Below are 18,078 nucleotides of genomic sequence, written 5' to 3'. Positions count from 1 at the left end.
CAAAGCATAAGTTTGCGGTGACAAACGACAAAAGAGTGGTTTATTCAGTACCGGGTGGAGTAAAAACCTTGTTGCGATGACTTAAACAGGGCTCCGGCCGCAACAGGTTTTACTTTCATCATTAAATTGCGTAGGTTCATCATTCACAACGTGTGCAGGCCGCGCCTATCAGGCAGACTTTGGCAGCTTTATTTATTCAAGGGTTCAGCAACATGGTGGTTAATTTGCGCAAAATCAGTTTGGTACTGCTACCGATTTTTGCCGCCCTGTTGCTGGAAGCCGCGATTCGCTTTCTTTCTTACCAACAACCCGATGCCACCACTTATCTGGCGGTACACGGCCAACTATTGCTAGAGATGCTGCCGTTTTTTGTGTGCCATTATCTGGCCTCAACACGCTCCGGCAGACCGGCGCTGCTCATCTGGTTAGGCGGGTTTATCGGTTATCCGCTGTTAAGCAATATTCTGGCGCATACCATTCCCGCCTACGGTCAGTGGCGGTTGCTGGAAATACAAGGCGTAGTGTTTGCCATGGTAGCCAGTGTGCTGTGGTTTATTCACCACTTCTACGGGCGGGTTAAGCAGGGCCCCCGAAGCTGGATTGCACACCTGTTATCATTAGACTTCATGGTGGCCCTAAGCTTGTTTTTATGGGCCTTTACCATGGCAGGCGTTTTTCTGTACACAGACAACCCCATGGTCAATCAGCCATTACAGATGATCATCGACTTTGCCCTGATTACAGAAAAACTACCGCTATTTATGCACTATTTCTGGCAGTTCAGTTTGATGGCACTGGTGCTATTCGGCGTATATTGGTTTAACCGTTATGTGCTGATCCGCCGCTTGCTGGCAGTACATGGTTTAATACCGTTCCTGGCCGGTGGACTCATCTTTATTCTGCTGTTCAGCACACCGATAAGCGCGCTGCTGTTATTGATGCCGCTGAATAACGTCACTGACTTCACCTTGATCCCATCAGAAAACCACAACCCTTTTGACCCCTTTAACAGTCAGATGACCTTTTGGTTGTTGATGTTCAGCACCCCTATTATTCTGGCGTTTGAGCGCAAATCTCAGGATGCCAGAGTAGCGGATATTGCCCGCCGACAAACCCGCACCGAATTGCAAATGCTGCAACAACAGGTAAACCCTCACTTTCTGTTTAATACCCTGAATAATTTGTATGCGCTGTGTCTGGAGCGTTCACCACAGGCGCCGGACATGGTAGAAAAACTCGCAGGGCTGTTACGCTACACCGTTTATCAGGGCCAGAAAGAACAAGTATCCCTGGTTGATGACGTGCGTTATTTGCAGGACTACCTGGCACTGCAGTCTATGCGCTATACCGATGACTGTCACTTTCAGTGCACCTGGCCAACCCAGGCTGAACGCTGGCAGCTGTCACCGCTGTTACTGATCATAGTGTTGGAAAATGCCTTTAAACATGGCATCGAAAAAGCCAGCAAGCCCTGCGAGCTTAAGTTAGCGCTCACACTGGATAATAATCGCCTGGTATTTGAATGTAAAAACCCCATAGGCCAGAGCGCACAAACGCCAGTTGATGAAGACAACAGCGGGCTGGGGCTGGAAAACCTGCGGCGCCGCTTAAACCTGCAGTACGCTAATTGCCACGAGCTGATTAGCGAACAGCGCGGTAATCACTGGTACACCCGATTGCAAATGGAGCTCGCGCCATGCTAAACGCATTGATTGTGGATGATGAGCCGTTAGCCCATAAAGTCATTTTGCATCACCTGGCCAGTCACCGGGACGTAAAGGTGGTAAAACAATGCTATAACGCCGCCGAGGCACTGGCCTGGTTAGCCTCTAACCGCGCTGATTTGATCTTCCTCGATATTAATATGCCGCAGCTAAACGGCATGGATATGCTCAAGGTCATGGCTAACCGACCCCAGGTGATTATCGTCAGCGCCTATGAGGAATTCGCCCTGCAGGGCTTCGAGCTGGATGTGACCGATTACCTGTTGAAGCCGGTGAGTGACGCCCGCCTTACATCTGCCTTAGATAGAGTTCGCCAGCGCAGCGCTGCCAGCCAACCTATACCGGCACCCAAAGAGATTGTGATTAAAGTAGACCGCGAACTACGAAAAGTAAGCCTGCGAGACATCACCTATCTGGAAGCCTATGGCAACTACGTCAAGGTGTGGCAGGGTGATAGCATGCTACTGGCCAACAGCACTTTAAAGAAGCTACTGGCAGAACTGCCCGCACAGGCCTTCAGCCAAATCCACAAATCCTTTGTGGTACGCAACAACGCAGTAATAGGGAAAGACAGTGACTCAGTGTTACTGAATAATCAGGTGCGACTTAGAGTGGGCAAGTCATTCAAAGGCGCACTAAACCGGCTATTACCTCTACCCGGCCAATAAAGGCTTTTCAGGCCAACAGCGACACGCGATAATGCCCACACAATTAACTCGACAGAGCCCCCACCTTGAACCAACAACCCAACAATCCGTTACACGGCCTGACGCTGGAAAAGCTCCTTACCCGCCTGCAGCAACACTATGGTTGGCAGGGTTTGTATCAGCAAATCAGAGTCAATTGCTTTAACAACGATCCGTCGATTAAATCGTCGCTGAAATTTTTGCGTAAAACCCAATGGGCCAGGGATAAGGTAGAGGCGCTTTACCTGAGTACTTTCAGTGACGGTTAGCTGCGAATCGGTGCTTAAAGTAAGCATCAAAGTGAAGCTGCCCGGGTGTAAGCGTCCAGCGGGCGAGTCGAGCGCCTAGACTGGTTATATTCAAATCACACTTTTCAATGCGCATTTGTATACGTATACTAAATTTTGAATTTTATTGGAGTGATAAAATGCAAGATTTATATGACATCAATGCCCCAAAAAAAGCAACAAACTTAAGCTTAAACAGCGATTTATTGCAGAAAGCGCGGAGCTTAAAAGTGAATTTATCAGCGACTTTGGAGCAAGCACTTAAAGACAAGCTCAAGAGTGTTGAAGCTGAGAAATGGAAACAGGAAAATAAGGCTGCGATATCGGCATATAACGAGTTTGTAAGCGAAAATGGTTGTATAGGTGATGAATACAGGCATTTTTGATGGCTCAGTTTGATGTCTACAGAAATCCAAGCAAGAAAACGGGTAAAGCCTATCCCCTGCTTGTTGATGTCCAGAATTCTGTTATCGATGAATTAGCAACACGGCTTACGGTACCATTAATCAAAAGGAGTACCAGAAGCAGCCTGTACATGAAAAAGTTGACGCCGGAGATAGAGTACGAAGGAGAAACTTATTTATTCCTTGCTCAGCAATTAAGCGCTATCCCCGAGGAGGTGTTACGTGATCGCATTGGTTCTCTGGAACCATACAGAGATTTGCTTATAGACGCGATAGACTTCGCCATTACAGGAATATAACGCCGTATTCAGCGGGCTTGCTCTAATTAGCATATACGCCGCACTACTCTGCATTCACTGATTCTGCCCTCCAGCTCTTTACTGGTAACAAACTTACCCGGGCATTTTTCACCGACGAATCCATCAGGGACCATGTGAAGCATTGCATATGGTGTGACAGGAAACTCACCTCGAAACACCTTTGAAAAGCCTTAATTCGCCACTGGCGTACCATCGTCATTAAACTTTGCGATGTCAGCGCCTGATGATTCCCATTCTTCGCGTTCCTCGTCTGAGGCTTTGGGTGAGAACCAACCAAGGTAGGCATAAAATATCCCGATCAAAGGCGCGGTCCAGCAGGCAAAAGCCAGAGGGATGTACAGTAAGTTTTCTAAACTATCTCCCGCAATGCCAAGGCCGAGTGCCGAGATAACAAACGCGCCGCCGGCATTCCACGGGATCAGAGGCGACATTAATGTGCCCCCTTCTTCAACGCCTCGCGATAGGTTTAACGTTGAATACCCCATGCCGCGGTAGACAGGCGAAAACATCCTTCCGGGTAACGCGACCGACAAGTAAGGGTCGCCAGCCACCACAAAATACCCGACTCCAAGGTAAATCAGAAAGGCAATGACCATGGCGGGAATAGTCGTAGCCATCATATTTTGAATATGAGAGAACACATCGGTGCCGGTAACGGCGGGAGCCAGATTAGTGGTATCAGAAAGTGGCGAGACCTTATCGCCGAAAAATGCACCCGAGACTACCGCCCCGGCAGTCCAGTATACGGGGATATTAAATCCATCGCCAATGCCCATCAGTGCCAGGCCTACGGTTCCCACACTACCCCAACTGGTGCCAAGGGATACGGCTACCACGGCACATATCACCATGCCTGCGGCAAGAAAAATCTCCGGGGACAATGTTTTTAAACCGTAATAGATGATGGTTGGCACGGTACCGCTGGCAATCCATATGCCGATGATCATGCCCACCACAATCAGTACGCTTACCGAAGGCAAGGCCACATGAATCACTTTAAAAATACCGGCTCGAATCTCTTCCCAGCTAAGCCCTAAGTGAATGCCCACAAAGCTGGCCATCGCCACCCCAATAGCCAGGGGAATATGTGGCTCAAATACACCGAAGTAGAATATCTGTGTGCCCAGAATAATCAGCGTCAACACCACAGGCGTGAGTGCGAGCAATAGCGTTGGCGTAACAGGCTGCTTCTCTTCCATACTGCCTCCATTCATTTTGAAGCGGGTGAGCTTAGTGAGCCTCCGGGGACCATTTAAGCTGGGAGCACTGGTTTTTTATGCTCAAGTATCCAGGTAGCTACGCGGCGTCGCGCTGTATAGATCGGAAATATGGAAACAAGTACAGTCATAGCGCTTGTTTATGCTATTACGTCCAGGCCTTTCTTTTCTGCAATAATTAACATTTTTAAAGCTGGGCCTCTGGGAGCGCTATCACCCTGTTCCCATTTTTTTACCAGTTTATCACTGACATTTAAATACTGAGCAAACACAGGCTGGGACAGATTATATTTTAACCTTAGGTTCCTGACTCGTTCTGGAGAAAATTCGTGAACACTTGTTAAACACATTGCATCGAATTTACGCATCGTTGTTTTATCAATTACCCCGGACTTTCTTAACCCTTTGGCAGTATTATGAACTGATTTTAAAATGTTACTCATCATCTTCACTCACGATTAGTAATTCGCCATCTGCTACAAGTTGATTAATTTGATCACGGGTTAAACCAAGCAACTCCTTTGCTAACTCCTTGAGGGCTAATTTTTCCCTGACGTTGATATTGGCCTTCGATTTTTTCGCGAAAACATAGAGAAAGAAGTACTTTTCTCCAATATTCGCCCCTATGATAGTTCTGTAACCTGAACTTTTGCCTTTACCCTGGGAGGCAATGCGTTTTTTATAAACATTGCCACCAAGATCTGCATCAAATAGTCCGTCAGCCATCTCTTTACAAGCATCGATAAGATCATTATCACTTAAGTATTCCTTTTTACTTAGCGACGCAAACTCTCTCGTCTTGTATATCAAAGTATACTCCAACAGGGTACATTTACAAATTTTGCAAGATTCACCAAGTCACTAAAAATCTAATCTCCCGATAAGAAGGAATAGTTAGATGATATTGTCCGCGCAATTTGATGATAGAGACTTTACCTGAAGACAGATGATCGGTGCCGTCATCAGCTGTACTTGCAATTCAAGCGTGACAGAAACGCTAACTCGCTTCTACTACACTGAGATTCAGTTTTGCGAATGAAGATGAAGAAAGCAGTGGCACAAGTTCAGGTAAAATCGTTTACAAACAGCGATGACCTTTAACCTCAAACCCGTTCAGCCACCAAAAAAGCCGTCATACGACGGCTTTTAATGTTAGTTATCAGGCTATTACGCAGCTTCGGGTGCCAGTGGCGTTCGCGGTTCAGGATAAGTACTGAAATCCTGGATCACCATAGGTTCCCAGCTGCTTTCAGGCAATGCCGGTACCGGGGCTTTCATATTGTCTGCTTCACTGTGTTCAATGTTAGCCATACCAATACGAACTCGTTTTAAAGCACGGCATTCGTTGATTTCGTCCTGGATCACGAAGATACCACCACGCATGGCTGCCCGGCCAAGGCCTAGGCTGGAGGTGATCCGAATCAGCGGCGCTGCCAGAATGAGTCCGATTAATACCGGTAACAGCCAGATAAACAGAGCCGGTGTGTAGACGAACGTGGCCGCGCCCCAGGCTAAAGCGACGATGGTTGCTACTTTTGAGCGTTTAAGTGAATCCATCCATCGTACCATGCTGCCTTCACGGGCCTGGGCTTCCCATTTCACCGAAATTCCGGCAAATACGCTTATCACAAAGTAGCTGTGGTAAAACATCATCAGCGGGGCAATAAGAATGGCCATAGCCAGCTCCATCACGCCGCCTTTAATTAAGCGCCATGCACCACCAAACTCTTTGCGACGCTGGATCAACGCCAGGATCAGGCCCAGCACTTTAGGCATAAATAACAGCGCTGCTGTTCCCCACATGGTGGCTACCATTAACCCCTGACGGGCAATTTGCCAGTCCGGGAATAACTGGTATTCAGCAGTAAAGAATTCCACCGGTGTTAAGGCACGGTAGAGTGCATCGGCGGTGCCGAATGCCAGCACCAGCAGCAGTAACAATGACGAAATATAGGCGAAAGCACCAAACACAAAATGCAAACGGTTGGTCGCCTTTAAGCCCTTAACACCGAGTAAACCTAAATGCTGAATATTACCCTGCACCCAACGGCGGTCGCGGGTAGCGTACTCAATCATGTTTGAGGGTACTTCCTCATAACTGCCGGTAGTGTCCGTTAACAGGAAACACTGCCAGCCTGCACGGCGTAATAAAGCCGCTTCCACAAAGTCATGACTTAAAATGTCGCCACCAAAGGGCTCTTTACCTTCCAGTGTTGGTAGTCCGCAATGCTGCATAAAGGGTTCCACGCGGATAATCGCATTGTGGCCCCAGTAGTTTGCACTGTCGGTTTGCCAGAATGACAATCCGGTAGCCAGCATCGGGCTGTACAGATGTGCAGCAAACTGCACAAAACGCGCAAAGAAAGTATGCTGACGCACCGGCATAGGAATGGTCTGGATGAGCGCCGTATTCGGGTTTTGCTCAATGCGGTAAGCCAGATCGTTCATACGCTCGCCCGACATAATACTGTCGGCATCCAGCACAATCATGGCTTCGTAACGGTTACCCCAGCGCTGACAGAAGTCGGCCAGATTACCCACTTTACGGCCGGTGTTTTTCTCGCGACGGCGATAGAATACCTGGCTACTTTTATCGCCTAAACGAGCGGTTAGCGCTTCCCAGGCTGCCAGCTCGGCCTCAGCCATTTCCGGCTTGGTGGTGTCACTGAGCATGTAGAAGTCGTATTGCTTGCCGTTTTCGGTATCCAGCAACTCGCGTACGCAGCCTTCAAAGCCCACCATAATACGGCGGGTATCTTCGTTATACACCGGCATTACCACCGCGTGGCGCTTGGTGAGCGGTGCATCGGTGCGCGGCGCGGGTTGTGCTTTACGCATACTGAGCGGATCGATATTAAACAGCTTTAATACAAAGCCGATCACCGCTGTCCAAAACGACATCGCCAGCCATAAAAACAGCATCATACTCAATGCCAGCTGGGCGATTTCCATTTCGGTTAACACGTTAGGTTTAAAAATTTCGTACAGGCTCCACCCGGCTAATGCAGCGGTGGGAATGGCCAGAATCGCCATTATGGATAATCGTACGCCTGAACCCCACGCCCGCAATACAGGCGTTGCCATTGGAGTACTGCCTTCAGAGTCCGAGTGAGTATTATTGTGCATGATAGACATAGTTCCATACCTCACTGACACGTTGGTTTTCTTGATGAATGTAAAGACGCATATCCGCTGGCTGACCGGCCTGCGGGGTTAGCAGAAAAGTTGCGCGCAATAATTTACCGCTGTTAACCGGGAACACGCGCGCTTGCTGAATCTGTCCCTGGTTAGTGGTAGCTGTGAGGTTGAGCATTTCAGGCGCAACGCTCATGCCCGCAGGTACCTTAAAATCGATGGAAAAACGGCGGGTTTGCGACTCCTGAGGCTCTTCGCCCGGTAAAACCGTAGCGCCCTGGCGAGTGCGCACAACCGTAGCCAAATCGCTTTTGCGGGCACCGGTTACCGTTTCGAGCTGGTAAGCAAAGTAACGGCTTTCACCGGCCACAAACGGCGCTTCGGGTACCCAGTAAGCCACAATGTTGTCGTGGGTTTCAGAATTAGTGGGGATTTCCACCACTTCCAGACGGCCTTTTTCAAAACCCGCCTGCGGGGTTACCCATAACCCCGGGCGCTGATGATAGTTAGCTTCGCCATCAAGGTAGCTGGCGAAGTCGGTATCGCGTTGCATTACACCAAACCCTTTTGGCGCAGAGTCACTCATTGATGTGATTTGCAGTTTTGCCGGGTTAGTCAGTACGCGCCAGATTTGTTCACCGCTCTCGGTGATCATGTTTACGCCATCGCTGTCGTGCACCTCAGGACGATAATCGTCGGGCACTACGGCTGTATTTTCACCGTACAAAAACATACTGGTGAAAGGCGCTACGCCAAGTTTGGCAACGTCTTCACGGGCAAATAACCAGCTTTGTACTTTTACGTTGGTCTCATCCCCCGGGGTAATAATAAATTTATAGGCACCGCTTACCGAAGGGCTCTCCAGGCGGGCATAAATCATCATGGGCTCACCCTGACCCGGTTCAATTAACCAGAACTTGGTGAAATGCGGAAACTCTTCTCCTTCCGGCAGGCCGGTATCGATAGCCAGACCACGCGCGGAAATGCCATATACGTGTTCTTTACCAATCAGGCGGAAGTAAGAAGCGCCCAGGAATACGGCAAATTCGTCTTTGTATTGTTGATTTTTAATCGGGAAGTGAACGCGAAAACCGGCATAACCGTTATCGTCAGCGGTTTCCTTTGCCAGTGGTGCGGCATCGCCGTCATAGCGGAACGCTTCACGCTCGAAGGGTAAACGCCTGGGTTGGTTATCTGCGCCAATGGTATACACGGTTACCGGCTGCTGATACAAAAAGCCGGGATGGAAAAACTGTACTTCGTAGGGGTTCTCACCGCGCCATAAGCTCTTGTCGGCTTTAAAACGGATTGCACGGTAAGTCTGGTAATTCATTTCTTTAAGCGCGTCAGACAGTTCATGATCGTCTGTTTCGTAGGCCTGGGTGGCCGACTGACGGGCTTCTTCAATTATGCTATTTAAAATAGGCGCGGATTCGGGTGGCAGATTTTGCGCCGACACTTCTTCGGCCTGAGTCACAGCCGCGCCGCACAGCATAAGAATGACACATGCGAATGCACGTACTGAATAAACGAGTGTGCGGTCACTGAAAACCGGACCGCCTGCTGATAAAGCAGCCAGATAAGAAGGTAATAACCTTTTGGTTGGTGGCATTGCTATCTCCATTTGATTCAAAGCAGCCAGAAAAACTACAGTGACTAGAGCAAATGCCGATCCAACCTTGTTGCTTTGCACGCAAATTAAAATAAAATCGCTATATATTATACAGTTAGACGATAAATTTATTTATGAAGAGTTTATTCGACTAAAAAACATACCGTGAAAATTATACTTTAGGCTAAGTAGGTGTTGGTATTTAGCAACACATTTCACAGAAAGCCTGTTTAAAAATCAACCTAAACACCACTCCAACCTCTTCGGAAAAGCTATCTGAAAAGTGCATAAACAGCTGTTTATTAAGCGTTAATTCACTTTTATTTAACTTTTTTTACACCCTGGCCCAATGCTTGCAAAAGCCCTGGCAGCAAAACGCTTTTTGTTTTTTCTTAAGGAGTACCACTATGAAAGCATCTTCAATTATCGCCCTCACCGCGTTGTCAGCCTCCATGTTTTCTGTATCAGTCAATGCGGATACGCCCGACTGGCGCTATGTAGAAGGCGGTTACCTGAGCTATGACGGCGATGGTGGTTTCGATCCGGACGGTTTACAGGTGAATGGGAAGTATTTACTCGATCCCAACTTTTATGTGAACGGCGAATTTGGCTGGGCAGAGACCGGTAATATCGATTTTACCACCATGACGCTCGGTGGTGGTTATCGCTTAGCCGTAAATAGCACTACCGATGCCTATGTTGGCGCGAACTTCGAACGCATTGATGCGGATTTTTACGATGACAATGGCTACAGCCTGAATGCCGGTGTGCGCAGCATGTTAACGCCTGAGCTGGAAGTGAACGGTGAACTGGGCTACCTGGATCTGGACGACGGCGACATTACCCTTAAAGCCGGTGCTTATTACTACTTCAACCCGCAATTTGCGGTAGGTGCCAACTATGAATTTATGGACGACGCAGATGTATTTCAGCTTTCTGCCCGTTACGCGTTCTAAATAACAGTTTACGCTCCGCATACAAGGACGAGGCGGGGCTTTTTATTCTTCAATCCCTCAGAAATAAAATGCCGGATGTGGGTCCGGCATTTTTTTGTTTCTCTCAGCGCTGTCTTACATCTACTGGTAGGCTTCCAGGGCTTTAACCTCTTTCAGCTGAGGCGTGACCGTTGCGGTATCTCCTACAATGGTCAGATGCATCTTATCGCTATCCAAATACTTCTTAGCCGTGTTGCTGACTTCTTCCGGCGTTACGCCATGCACGTTTTGCACATAGTCGGTAAGGTAGGACTCATCCAAGCCATGCAGCTCCAAAAACGTCAATTGCGAAATGATTGCGCTTCGTGAAGAATTGCGCAACACGAAGATTCCAGCCATGTAGTTCTGCACCCCTTTCAGTTCTTCAGCCGGTGGCGCTTCATTCGCTAACAAATCGATCTCTTTAAAGATTTCCATCAGTGATGCACCAGTGGCTTCAGCGGTCACATCGGCGCCTTCATACCACACTGCACTACCAACTCTGTCTACTACCGCGGAACGCGGCGAATAGGTGTAGCCTTTATCTTCACGGATATTGGAAGTAATGCGGCTGGAGAATGCACCACCCAGCAGGGTGTTCATCACACTAAGCTTAGTGTAATCCGGATGGGTGGCATCCACAGTGGATAACCCTAAACGCAATGTCGACTGAGGCGCACCTTCGCGCTCTATCAGTTCAAGGGTCGGGCCGGGTTTGGTGAGCACCGTTTTCACAGCACGTTCCTCGCCCGCCTGCCAGTCGGCAAACGCCGCTGTTACAGCCTTACTTACTGCTGCCTGGTCAAAAACGCCCGACACATACAAATGGCTGCGATTCGGTACGAAGTTAGTCGAAATAAAAGTCTTTGCATCCGCCACGGTCAAGGCCCCCAGGCTTTCCGCTGTAGGGTACAGGCGGCCATATGGATGATTACCGTAAATCGACTGGAAAAATGCCTCACTGGCAATTGCCGACGGGTTGGATTGCTGCACCGCCAGATCGCGCAGGCTATCGGTTTTAATGCGCTCAAATTCAGCTTCATCAAATGTGGCGTTCATCACCATATCTGCCAGTACGCCCACCGCGTCCGGGGTAAACTCACCAAGTACATCCATGCCAATAAAGCTGGAGTCCATGCCCACGCTGGTATTAATTTCACCGCCCATACTGGCAACGGCTTCTGCAAGGGCTTTGGCTGACTGACTGGTGGTGCCCTGGCGCAACATATCAAAGCTCAGATCGGCTAACCAGACTTGTTCATCGTCATCAATATTGCCGGTGTTGGTCACCAGCCTTACCGTGGCTTTAGGGGTGCTGCCGTAAGGGATAAAGGTCACCTTCAGGCCATTGTCCAATGTCATTTCCTGTGTCGCAGGCACAGTGAAATCGCCCGGCGTACCGCCCGCCGGTGGCATTTCCTTAGCATTCACCGACAATGTCAGCACCGTGATCAGCGAGGAAGCCAGTAGTGTTTTGACTAATTTCATGGTTATTCTCCCTGTGCCTGTGATTCGTCGGCCGGCGCTTCACCGGGCGTTACGGTAAGAATGGTGCGATTGGTTGGGCGCAGGTAATCTTTTACTGTTTGCATAATAAGCTCAGGCGTTACCTGCTTAAAATTGGCTTCCAGTTCATTAATTTTTTGCGGTTTATCATCAAACAACGCAAAACTGGCCAGTAGATCGGCGCGTCCGAAACCGTAGAAACCGTCGATGGAATCAAACAGACTGGAACGGATCTTCACGATCGCTCGGGACATCTCTTCATCGCTGAGTGGTTTTTCAGACAGTTGATTAACGACAGAATCAATGGCAGAAGTAATGGTTTCCTGGCTTACGGTATCGTCGTGAGTAAACGAGCTCATCCACAGCATAGGGCCGTTGTAGTTAAACATATTGCCAAGCAGGTAGTTAATCCCGCCACCCACACTGCCGGTAATTTGTTTATTTTTTACCAGCTCCTGATACAACAGGCTGTCTTCACCCTGCACCAGGATCTGGTCGATGATACCCATGGCGAAGTACTCAGGCGTATCCCGGGATGGCATTTTATAGGCGAAGGCGTAGGCCGGTTTAGGCGCCAGCTTATCGTACTTATTAAAGACCTTTTCTTTTTCCTGGCGTAGCTCAGATAAATCCGGTTGAGGCGCAATCTCAGCGGCCGGAATATCACCAAAATATTTCTCAATCATGGCTTTTGCTTCGGCTACATCAATATCGCCTACCACAGCGAGTGCGGCATTATTTGGCGCATAGTACATGTCGAAAAACCCCGCCACATCTTCCAGATTGGCCGCATCGAGGTCGGCCAGATCGCCGTAAAAGTTGTGCGCGTTGTACCAGTTATTAAAGGCGTACTGGGGCATATCAAGCCACGGGAAACCGCCATAAGGCTGGTTAAGCACATTTACCTTTACTTCGTTTTTCACCACGCCCTGCTGGTTAGTCAGGTTTTCCTGAGTGATGGCCAGCCCTTTCATTCGATCGGCCTCTGCCCATAAAAAGGTTTCCAGTTTGTGTGCCGGGACAATCTCAAAATAATTGGTAAAGTCAAAACGGGTCGAGCCATTCAGCACGCCGCCGTTGTCATTTACCAATTTAATAAATTCCATCTTGCCAAGATTTTCCGAGCCCTGAAACATCATATGTTCAAACAAATGCGCAAAGCCGGTACGGTCTTTTGGCTCATTCCGAAAGCCGATGTTATAGTACACCGCAACAGTAACCGTTGGCGCGGTCTCGTCTTTGGATAACACCACTTTAAGGCCATTGTCGAGCTTGAAGTATTCTACCGGGACATTGTAATCGACGTTCATATCCACGCCGCTGGCGGCATCAGCGATGGTTTTGGCATCCGACATGGTTGCCGCACTATCAGACTGTGCATCGGTCTGTGCAGGTTGACCGCAGCCGACCAGCCAGACAGACATCACGCCCGCTGCAATAACAGAGAGTGTTCTCATAATGTTCTCTTGTGTCGTTAGAGTAAGGATCATTAGATAAACCCGGCGCCGGTAAACAGCGCAGAGTTTGAGTTATGTTGGTCCCAGCATGCGCGCTGTTGAAAGATTGGTCAACACCCTGACATATTTTGAAAAGATTTTAGACCTTTACAACCCGATTACGCTGGTAACTTATTCTTGCGTATCAGGCTGGTAGCTGTCGGCCGGGCGGATATCCACAGTCTCATGCAGTTCGGAATACACTAAAATGGCTTCACCACTTTTAAGTTTGGTAATTACCTGCTCAACTTTATCGGCAAAGGCCGCCTCAATTTCGCCGTAATCGGTGCCCTCACGCAACACGAATTCCCGGGCAATATTGTTAAGGGTATCCGGCGCTAGTTCGTCGATAGGAATAATCATGCAGACTCCTTAGGTTGTGGGTAAATAGTCGCAGAAATAACGCAACACGCGCTGGTGCATCCACACTTCTGGCGCGGTTGGTGTACCCTGCATAAAACCAACATGGCCGCCGGTTTCACTCAGTTCTACGGTCACGCTGTGCGCCAGTTCCTGCTCCGGCGGGATGACCAGGTGATTCATAAACGGGTCGTCCAGTGCATGCAAAATCAGCGTCGGGCAATGGATCGCTTTTAAAAAGTAATAAGCGCTGCACTTCTCGTAGTAGTCTTTGGCGTCTGCGTACCCATGTAGCGGGGCGGTGACCAGATTATCAAACTGCCAGAAGGTTTGGATGCCTTCTACATCGGCTTCGCTGATTTGCAAGATGTCGCGATAATCTATGTGCTGCATTTTCTTTAGCAGGTTTTTCTTCATACTGCCAAGCAGGTACTTCTGATACACCTTGGAAAAGCCCTGATTTACGCTGGTAGCACACTCATCGAGTTTTAACGGTGCCGACACCGCTACTGCCGCCTTTAACCCCAGGCTGTCTGGGTGTTCACCCAGTAGCTTAAGCAGCATATTGCCGCCCAGGGAAAAGCCAATAGCGGCTTTGGGGGTATCAGGGTAACGCTGCTGCAAAAGATTAATTATAAAAGCCGGATCGCCGGTTTCACCAGAGTGATAAGCCCTGGGGGTTAAATTGGCTTCGCCACTACAACCACGAAAGTGCATCATCACCACCTGCCAGCCGCCCTGACTCAGCGTGGCCATCATATCGTTGGCATAATGGGAGTGCATGGAGCCTTCCAGGCCGTGAAACATTACCACCAGTCCGGTCAGCGTTTGCGGTGCCGGCCCCCAGGCCAAATCGAGAAAATCACCGTCGTCGAGCTTAATCCGCTCCATAGTGTATTTGAGCGGCAAACGGCGCTGAATAAAGCGCGGGTAGATGGTTTGAATATGCCGGTTACGCGCCCAGCGCGGCGCAATAAAACTGCTTTTAACAATGCTTCCGTGTGATTGATTGGTCCGTATGGTCATGCCTGTAATACTGTTGTGATTAAAGTGCGAACAGCCCGGTTGTGCGGCAACCCAAGCATCTCAATAATGCAAATCAAGGGGTCAGAGTCGTTGAATGCCCTATTCAACGACTCTGACCCCTTGATTTTTAGGTAGGTGGTTACCAGCTCTGCTTGCTGTGCTGCTTCGAGTTCTAACTCCTGCTGCTTAAGGGCTTCGTAGTGGCTACTGCCTTTGGCCGCACGCCGGCTTTTTCGGTGTGCCTGTATCGCTGGGTCGGTTCTAGCTATCGCCTCATCGAGCGCGTTACATAATGCCTGGCTGACCGGTTGGTTTACCGCAAAACACCAATGATAAAACAGCAGCAGATTGACGTTTACCTGGTAGGTATCCTGTAATGCCAGGCAGGCATCCGCCACACCGGGCTTTGCATAGTGCTGCAGGCTATGTTGCCAGAACAGTTCAGATGTTAGCTCAGGCGCTGATGTCATAGGCGTCTTTAGCCGCTTCCAGTTGTTCCTGCGCATCCAGCCACTGCATCTCCTCATCCTCTATTTGAGATTTTAGAGTTGCCTGCTGATCTAAGAACTTCATTAGCTCAGGCTTGTTATCGGCCTCGTAGAGTTCACTGCGACCCAGCTCCTCCTCCACTTTGGCCAGCGAGGCGTTGAGCTTTTCCATTGCCTTTTCAGACTGTTGAATTTGCTTACGCAGGTGCGCGGTAGACTGACGAAACTCCGCCTCGCGGCGTTTTTCGGCTTTACGATCCACCTTGGGTTTGTCTTCCACCGGTTCAGCATTTGCCGCTTTATCGACATTTTGCTGCGCGAGGATCCAGTCGCGATAATCATCCAGGTCGCCACTGAATGGCGCCACTTCGCCACTGTCGACCAGATAAAACTCTTCGCACACCGCGGTTAATAAGAAACGGTCGTGCGATACCAGCACCATAGCACCTTCAAAGCCCTGCAAAGCCATGTTCAGGGCATGACGCATTTCTAAATCGAGGTGGTTAGTTGGTTCATCGAGCAGCAACAGATTCGGCTTCTGATACACAATAAGCGCCAGCACTAAACGGGCTTTTTCACCGCCAGACATGGGCGCAACCGGGCCGGTGGCTTCATCGCCGTGAAAGCCAAAGCCGCCAAGGAAGTCGCGGTGTTGCTGTTCTGTGGCTTTGCTATCTAAACGCTGTAAATGCAGTAAGGCCGAGGCCTGAGGATCCAGGTACTCCAGCTGATGCTGGGCAAAATACCCCACGTTTAACCCTTTCGCCGTGGTAAATACACCGGTTTTCGGCTCGTGTACTCCGGCGAGGAGTTTAATTAGCGTAGATTTACCCTGGCCGTTACGGCCCAGCAAACCAATTCGGCTGCCCGGCACCAGATTGAGCTTTACCTGCTCTAGCACAATGTGTTCACCATAACCCAGCATGACCTTTTCCATTTGAATAAGCGGGTTAGGCAATGCAGTGGGGGCTTTAAATTCAAAACTAAACTGGCTGGCGTGATGGGCCGGCAGCAGCGTTTCCATCCGCTCTAATTGCTTAATGCGGCTCTGTGCCTGCTTGGCTTTACTGGCCTTGGCTTTAAAGCGGGTAATGAACGACTCTAGATGAGCGATTTTGTCCTGCTGCTTACGATATTCAATGTCCTGTAAGCGCAGTCGTTCTGCACGCTGGGTTTCGTAGCTTGAGTAGTTACCGGTGTAGGCAATCAATTGTTGCTGTTCAACGCTGATGATCTGCGCCACGGTGTTATCGATAAACGCCTTATCGTGGGAAATCAGCAGCAGTGTGCCCTGATAACGCTGTAACCAGCGCTCAAGCCAGATCACGGCATCTAAATCGAGGTGGTTGGAGGGTTCATCGAGCAACAGTAAGTCTGAAGGGCACAGCAGCGCCTGGGCCAGATTCAAACGCATCCGCCAGCCCCCCGAGAAATCGGTAACCGGCGCGGTAAGCTGACTTTGAGCAAACCCCAAACCGGCAAGAATGGTGGCGGCTCTGGCTTCCACATCATAGGCGCCTGCCTGAGCGAGTAAATCATGATACTTACCCATCTCTTCGCCGTTGCTCGCCGCTTCAGCCTCGCTGAGTTTTTGCTGCAGGCCGCGTAAATAATTGTCGCCGTCGATAACATAATCAATGGCACTGCGTTCTACCGCCGGCGTTTCCTGCGCCACGCTCACAATGCGCCAGTCGGCAGGCACTGCGCAGTCACCGGCATCCACGCTAAGCTCACCACGTAATAAAGCAAACAGGCTCGACTTGCCACAGCCGTTGCTGCCAATCAGGGCAACCTTATGGCCGGGAAAAACCTGTGCCGATGCGCCATCCAGCAGTACTTTACTGCCGCGCAACAAGGTGACGTCGGATAACTGGATCATAAAACTGCGAATACCTGTGATAACATAGTCTGGCTGCGTAGTTTACCAGAAGCGCTGCAAGCGATCTGCATTTGCGCGCAGTGCGTAATAACCTTAATTATTCACAACGGTTTACCCCATGAGTCAACGCCAACGAAAACGCTTTATTGCCGGTGCCACTTGCCCCAAATGCAAAGCCACCGACACCATTATGTTATTTTTCGAAAACAACATCGAAAAGCTCACCTGTGTAGAGTGCGGCTATGCCGAATCGCAACCTCAGGAAGAAGTTAAAACCGCCAGCAAAAACGCCAACGTAATTGGCGTGTTTAAACCTGAATAATCACCAAACCGTTTATTTTGCTACCCGACTTACCCGAATTTAATCTCGCCCAGGCGTTTGGCATGCTGAGCTTTGTGCTCGGTATTTTGTGTTTCTACCAGAAAGACGATCAGCATCTGCGCATTATGATGGTAGTGATGAACTTAAATCACGCGCTGCATTTTGCGTTGCTGGGCGCCACTACCGCCTGTTTAAGCGCGTTGTTATCGGTGGTTAGAACCGGCTTATCGATTAAAACCCGCTCGCACATCGTGGCTTACCTGTTTATTGCGATTACGCTGGCACTGGGAATGTATCTGGCCGATGTATGGTACGACCTATTTCCCATTCTGGGCACCTGCATAGGCACTTACGCGCTGTACTGTTTGTCGGGCATTAAAATGCGCCTGGCGTTTTTATGCGGTGCTATTTGCTGGCTTACCAACAACATTATTGTTGGCTCCATTGGCTGTAAATTGCTGGAGATGACGCTGCTAATGGTAAATAGCTATACAATCTGGCGGTTGTATGTGCTTAGAAAACTTGGACAACATGGCAACGACGTATCCTGAACGTTAGGCCTGAACTACCTATTAAGTGCTTTACCATCTGGCTATTTTAGGATTACACTCCTTTTCTCGATTATGAATTCACCATCAGGGA

General features: G+C 49.3%; 19 protein-coding genes. 8 read left to right on the top strand and 11 right to left on the bottom strand.

All coding sequences use genetic code 11. The features are described 5' to 3' along the window. Positions 1 to 212 precede the first annotated feature (212 nt). The 5 genes from AC566Q_RS25830 (at position 213) to AC566Q_RS25810 (ending at position 3,400) form a co-directional block, all read left to right on the top strand. Positions 213 to 1,703: a sensor histidine kinase gene (locus AC566Q_RS25830; RefSeq protein ID WP_499612498.1), complete on the top strand. Its 1,491-nt coding sequence runs from the start codon at positions 213 to 215 to the stop codon at positions 1,701 to 1,703. Further along, positions 1,697 to 2,392, top strand: a complete 696-nt coding sequence (locus tag AC566Q_RS25825) for a LytR/AlgR family response regulator transcription factor (protein WP_499612496.1) — start codon at positions 1,697 to 1,699, stop codon at positions 2,390 to 2,392. Before AC566Q_RS25830 ends, AC566Q_RS25825 begins: the two co-directional genes overlap by 7 nt. Before the next feature lie 65 nt (positions 2,393 to 2,457). Next, a complete protein-coding gene (locus tag AC566Q_RS25820; RefSeq protein WP_499612494.1) occupies positions 2,458 to 2,679 on the top strand; it encodes a VF530 family protein in 222 nt (73 codons plus the stop codon). 158 nt (positions 2,680 to 2,837) lie between these two features. Continuing rightward, entirely contained in the window at positions 2,838 to 3,083 is a 246-nt protein-coding gene (locus AC566Q_RS25815; RefSeq protein ID WP_499612493.1) for a type II toxin-antitoxin system CcdA family antitoxin, read from the top strand. Further along, complete coding sequence (locus AC566Q_RS25810) at positions 3,083 to 3,400, top strand: CcdB family protein (RefSeq protein ID WP_499612491.1); 318 nt, start codon at positions 3,083 to 3,085, stop codon at positions 3,398 to 3,400. The genes AC566Q_RS25815 and AC566Q_RS25810 overlap by 1 nt, the downstream gene beginning before the upstream one ends. A 191-nt stretch (positions 3,401 to 3,591) precedes the next feature. On the opposite strand, the gene AC566Q_RS25805 is transcribed toward AC566Q_RS25810, so the two are convergent. The 5 genes from AC566Q_RS25805 to AC566Q_RS25785 form a co-directional block, all read right to left on the bottom strand. After that, positions 3,592 to 4,620, bottom strand: a complete 1,029-nt coding sequence (locus tag AC566Q_RS25805; protein WP_499612489.1) for a Na+/H+ antiporter NhaC family protein — start codon at positions 4,618 to 4,620, stop codon at positions 3,592 to 3,594. A gap of 158 nt (positions 4,621 to 4,778) precedes the next feature. After that, positions 4,779 to 5,084: a helix-turn-helix domain-containing protein gene (locus tag AC566Q_RS25800; RefSeq protein WP_499612487.1), complete on the bottom strand. Its 306-nt coding sequence runs from the start codon at positions 5,082 to 5,084 to the stop codon at positions 4,779 to 4,781. Beyond that, on the bottom strand, positions 5,074 to 5,448 hold the full coding sequence (locus AC566Q_RS25795; protein WP_499612485.1) for a type II toxin-antitoxin system RelE/ParE family toxin: 375 nt from the start codon (positions 5,446 to 5,448) through the stop codon (positions 5,074 to 5,076). Before AC566Q_RS25795 ends, AC566Q_RS25800 begins: the two co-directional genes overlap by 11 nt. Positions 5,449 to 5,805: 357 nt before the next feature. After that, the gene (mdoH, locus tag AC566Q_RS25790; protein ID WP_499617625.1) at positions 5,806 to 7,722 is read right to left on the bottom strand and encodes a glucans biosynthesis glucosyltransferase MdoH; all 1,917 of its coding nucleotides are present in this window, start codon (positions 7,720 to 7,722) and stop codon (positions 5,806 to 5,808) included. Positions 7,723 to 7,753: 31 nt separating this feature from the next. Then, positions 7,754 to 9,385 carry an OpgD/OpgG family glucan biosynthesis protein gene (locus AC566Q_RS25785; RefSeq protein ID WP_499612483.1) on the bottom strand — a complete coding sequence of 544 codons (1,632 nt, stop codon included), beginning with the start codon at positions 9,383 to 9,385 and terminating at the stop codon, positions 7,754 to 7,756. Between the two features lie 407 nt (positions 9,386 to 9,792). Between AC566Q_RS25785 and AC566Q_RS25780 the strand changes: the two genes are divergently transcribed. Further along, positions 9,793 to 10,341, top strand: a complete 549-nt coding sequence (locus AC566Q_RS25780; protein WP_499612481.1) for an outer membrane beta-barrel protein — start codon at positions 9,793 to 9,795, stop codon at positions 10,339 to 10,341. Positions 10,342 to 10,461: 120 nt separating this feature from the next. On the opposite strand, the gene AC566Q_RS25775 is transcribed toward AC566Q_RS25780, so the two are convergent. From AC566Q_RS25775 to AC566Q_RS25750, 6 genes are all read right to left on the bottom strand, one after another. Continuing rightward, positions 10,462 to 11,847: a M16 family metallopeptidase gene (locus AC566Q_RS25775; RefSeq protein WP_499612480.1), complete on the bottom strand. Its 1,386-nt coding sequence runs from the start codon at positions 11,845 to 11,847 to the stop codon at positions 10,462 to 10,464. A gap of 2 nt (positions 11,848 to 11,849) precedes the next feature. Further along, positions 11,850 to 13,322, bottom strand: a complete 1,473-nt coding sequence (locus tag AC566Q_RS25770) for a M16 family metallopeptidase (RefSeq protein WP_499612478.1) — start codon at positions 13,320 to 13,322, stop codon at positions 11,850 to 11,852. 171 nt (positions 13,323 to 13,493) lie between these two features. Further along, positions 13,494 to 13,724, bottom strand: coding sequence for a YheU family protein (locus AC566Q_RS25765; protein WP_499612476.1), 231 nt, complete (start codon positions 13,722 to 13,724; stop codon positions 13,494 to 13,496). A 9-nt stretch (positions 13,725 to 13,733) separates the two neighbouring features. Continuing rightward, positions 13,734 to 14,747, bottom strand: coding sequence for a hydrolase (locus AC566Q_RS25760; protein WP_499612474.1), 1,014 nt, complete (start codon positions 14,745 to 14,747; stop codon positions 13,734 to 13,736). Beyond that, complete coding sequence (locus AC566Q_RS25755) at positions 14,744 to 15,217, bottom strand: TIGR02444 family protein (protein ID WP_499612472.1); 474 nt, start codon at positions 15,215 to 15,217, stop codon at positions 14,744 to 14,746. Before AC566Q_RS25755 ends, AC566Q_RS25760 begins: the two co-directional genes overlap by 4 nt. Continuing rightward, entirely contained in the window at positions 15,201 to 17,114 is a 1,914-nt protein-coding gene (locus AC566Q_RS25750; protein WP_499612470.1) for an ATP-binding cassette domain-containing protein, read from the bottom strand. The genes AC566Q_RS25755 and AC566Q_RS25750 overlap by 17 nt, the downstream gene beginning before the upstream one ends. A 118-nt stretch (positions 17,115 to 17,232) precedes the next feature. On the opposite strand from AC566Q_RS25750, the gene AC566Q_RS25745 reads away from it, so the two are divergent. Further along, complete coding sequence (locus AC566Q_RS25745; protein WP_105933032.1) at positions 17,233 to 17,436, top strand: YheV family putative zinc ribbon protein; 204 nt, start codon at positions 17,233 to 17,235, stop codon at positions 17,434 to 17,436. 17 nt (positions 17,437 to 17,453) lie between these two features. After that, positions 17,454 to 17,987 (top strand): YgjV family protein, encoded by a 534-nt coding sequence (locus AC566Q_RS25740; protein WP_499612468.1) that lies wholly within the window; start codon positions 17,454 to 17,456, stop codon positions 17,985 to 17,987. The last annotated feature ends 91 nt before the right edge of the window (positions 17,988 to 18,078 follow it).

The sequence above is a fragment of the Alteromonas sp. H02 genome (genome assembly GCF_059682525.1).
This window is presented reverse-complemented; position numbering and strand designations above follow the sequence as displayed.

Excerpts from the sequence above, each read along its gene's own strand:
- AC566Q_RS25810 (WP_499612491.1), top strand. The coding sequence starts at position 3,083 with ATGGCTCAGTTTGATGTCTACAGAAATCCAAGCAAGAAAACGGGTAAA.
- AC566Q_RS25805 (WP_499612489.1), bottom strand. The coding sequence starts at position 4,620 with ATGGAAGAGAAGCAGCCTGTTACGCCAACGCTATTGCTCGCACTCACG.
- AC566Q_RS25780 (WP_499612481.1), top strand. The coding sequence starts at position 9,793 with ATGAAAGCATCTTCAATTATCGCCCTCACCGCGTTGTCAGCCTCCATG.
- AC566Q_RS25755 (WP_499612472.1), bottom strand. The coding sequence starts at position 15,217 with ATGACATCAGCGCCTGAGCTAACATCTGAACTGTTCTGGCAACATAGC.
- AC566Q_RS25815 (WP_499612493.1), top strand. The coding sequence starts at position 2,838 with ATGCAAGATTTATATGACATCAATGCCCCAAAAAAAGCAACAAACTTA.
- AC566Q_RS25775 (WP_499612480.1), bottom strand. The coding sequence starts at position 11,847 with ATGAAATTAGTCAAAACACTACTGGCTTCCTCGCTGATCACGGTGCTG.
- AC566Q_RS25825 (WP_499612496.1), top strand. The coding sequence starts at position 1,697 with ATGCTAAACGCATTGATTGTGGATGATGAGCCGTTAGCCCATAAAGTC.
- AC566Q_RS25830 (WP_499612498.1), top strand. The coding sequence starts at position 213 with ATGGTGGTTAATTTGCGCAAAATCAGTTTGGTACTGCTACCGATTTTT.
- AC566Q_RS25745 (WP_105933032.1), top strand. The coding sequence starts at position 17,233 with ATGAGTCAACGCCAACGAAAACGCTTTATTGCCGGTGCCACTTGCCCC.
- AC566Q_RS25765 (WP_499612476.1), bottom strand. The coding sequence starts at position 13,724 with ATGATTATTCCTATCGACGAACTAGCGCCGGATACCCTTAACAATATT.
- AC566Q_RS25770 (WP_499612478.1), bottom strand. The coding sequence starts at position 13,322 with ATGAGAACACTCTCTGTTATTGCAGCGGGCGTGATGTCTGTCTGGCTG.
- AC566Q_RS25750 (WP_499612470.1), bottom strand. The coding sequence starts at position 17,114 with ATGATCCAGTTATCCGACGTCACCTTGTTGCGCGGCAGTAAAGTACTG.
- AC566Q_RS25800 (WP_499612487.1), bottom strand. The coding sequence starts at position 5,084 with ATGATGAGTAACATTTTAAAATCAGTTCATAATACTGCCAAAGGGTTA.
- AC566Q_RS25760 (WP_499612474.1), bottom strand. The coding sequence starts at position 14,747 with ATGACCATACGGACCAATCAATCACACGGAAGCATTGTTAAAAGCAGT.
- AC566Q_RS25785 (WP_499612483.1), bottom strand. The coding sequence starts at position 9,385 with ATGCCACCAACCAAAAGGTTATTACCTTCTTATCTGGCTGCTTTATCA.
- mdoH (WP_499617625.1), bottom strand. The coding sequence starts at position 7,722 with ATGGCAACGCCTGTATTGCGGGCGTGGGGTTCAGGCGTACGATTATCC.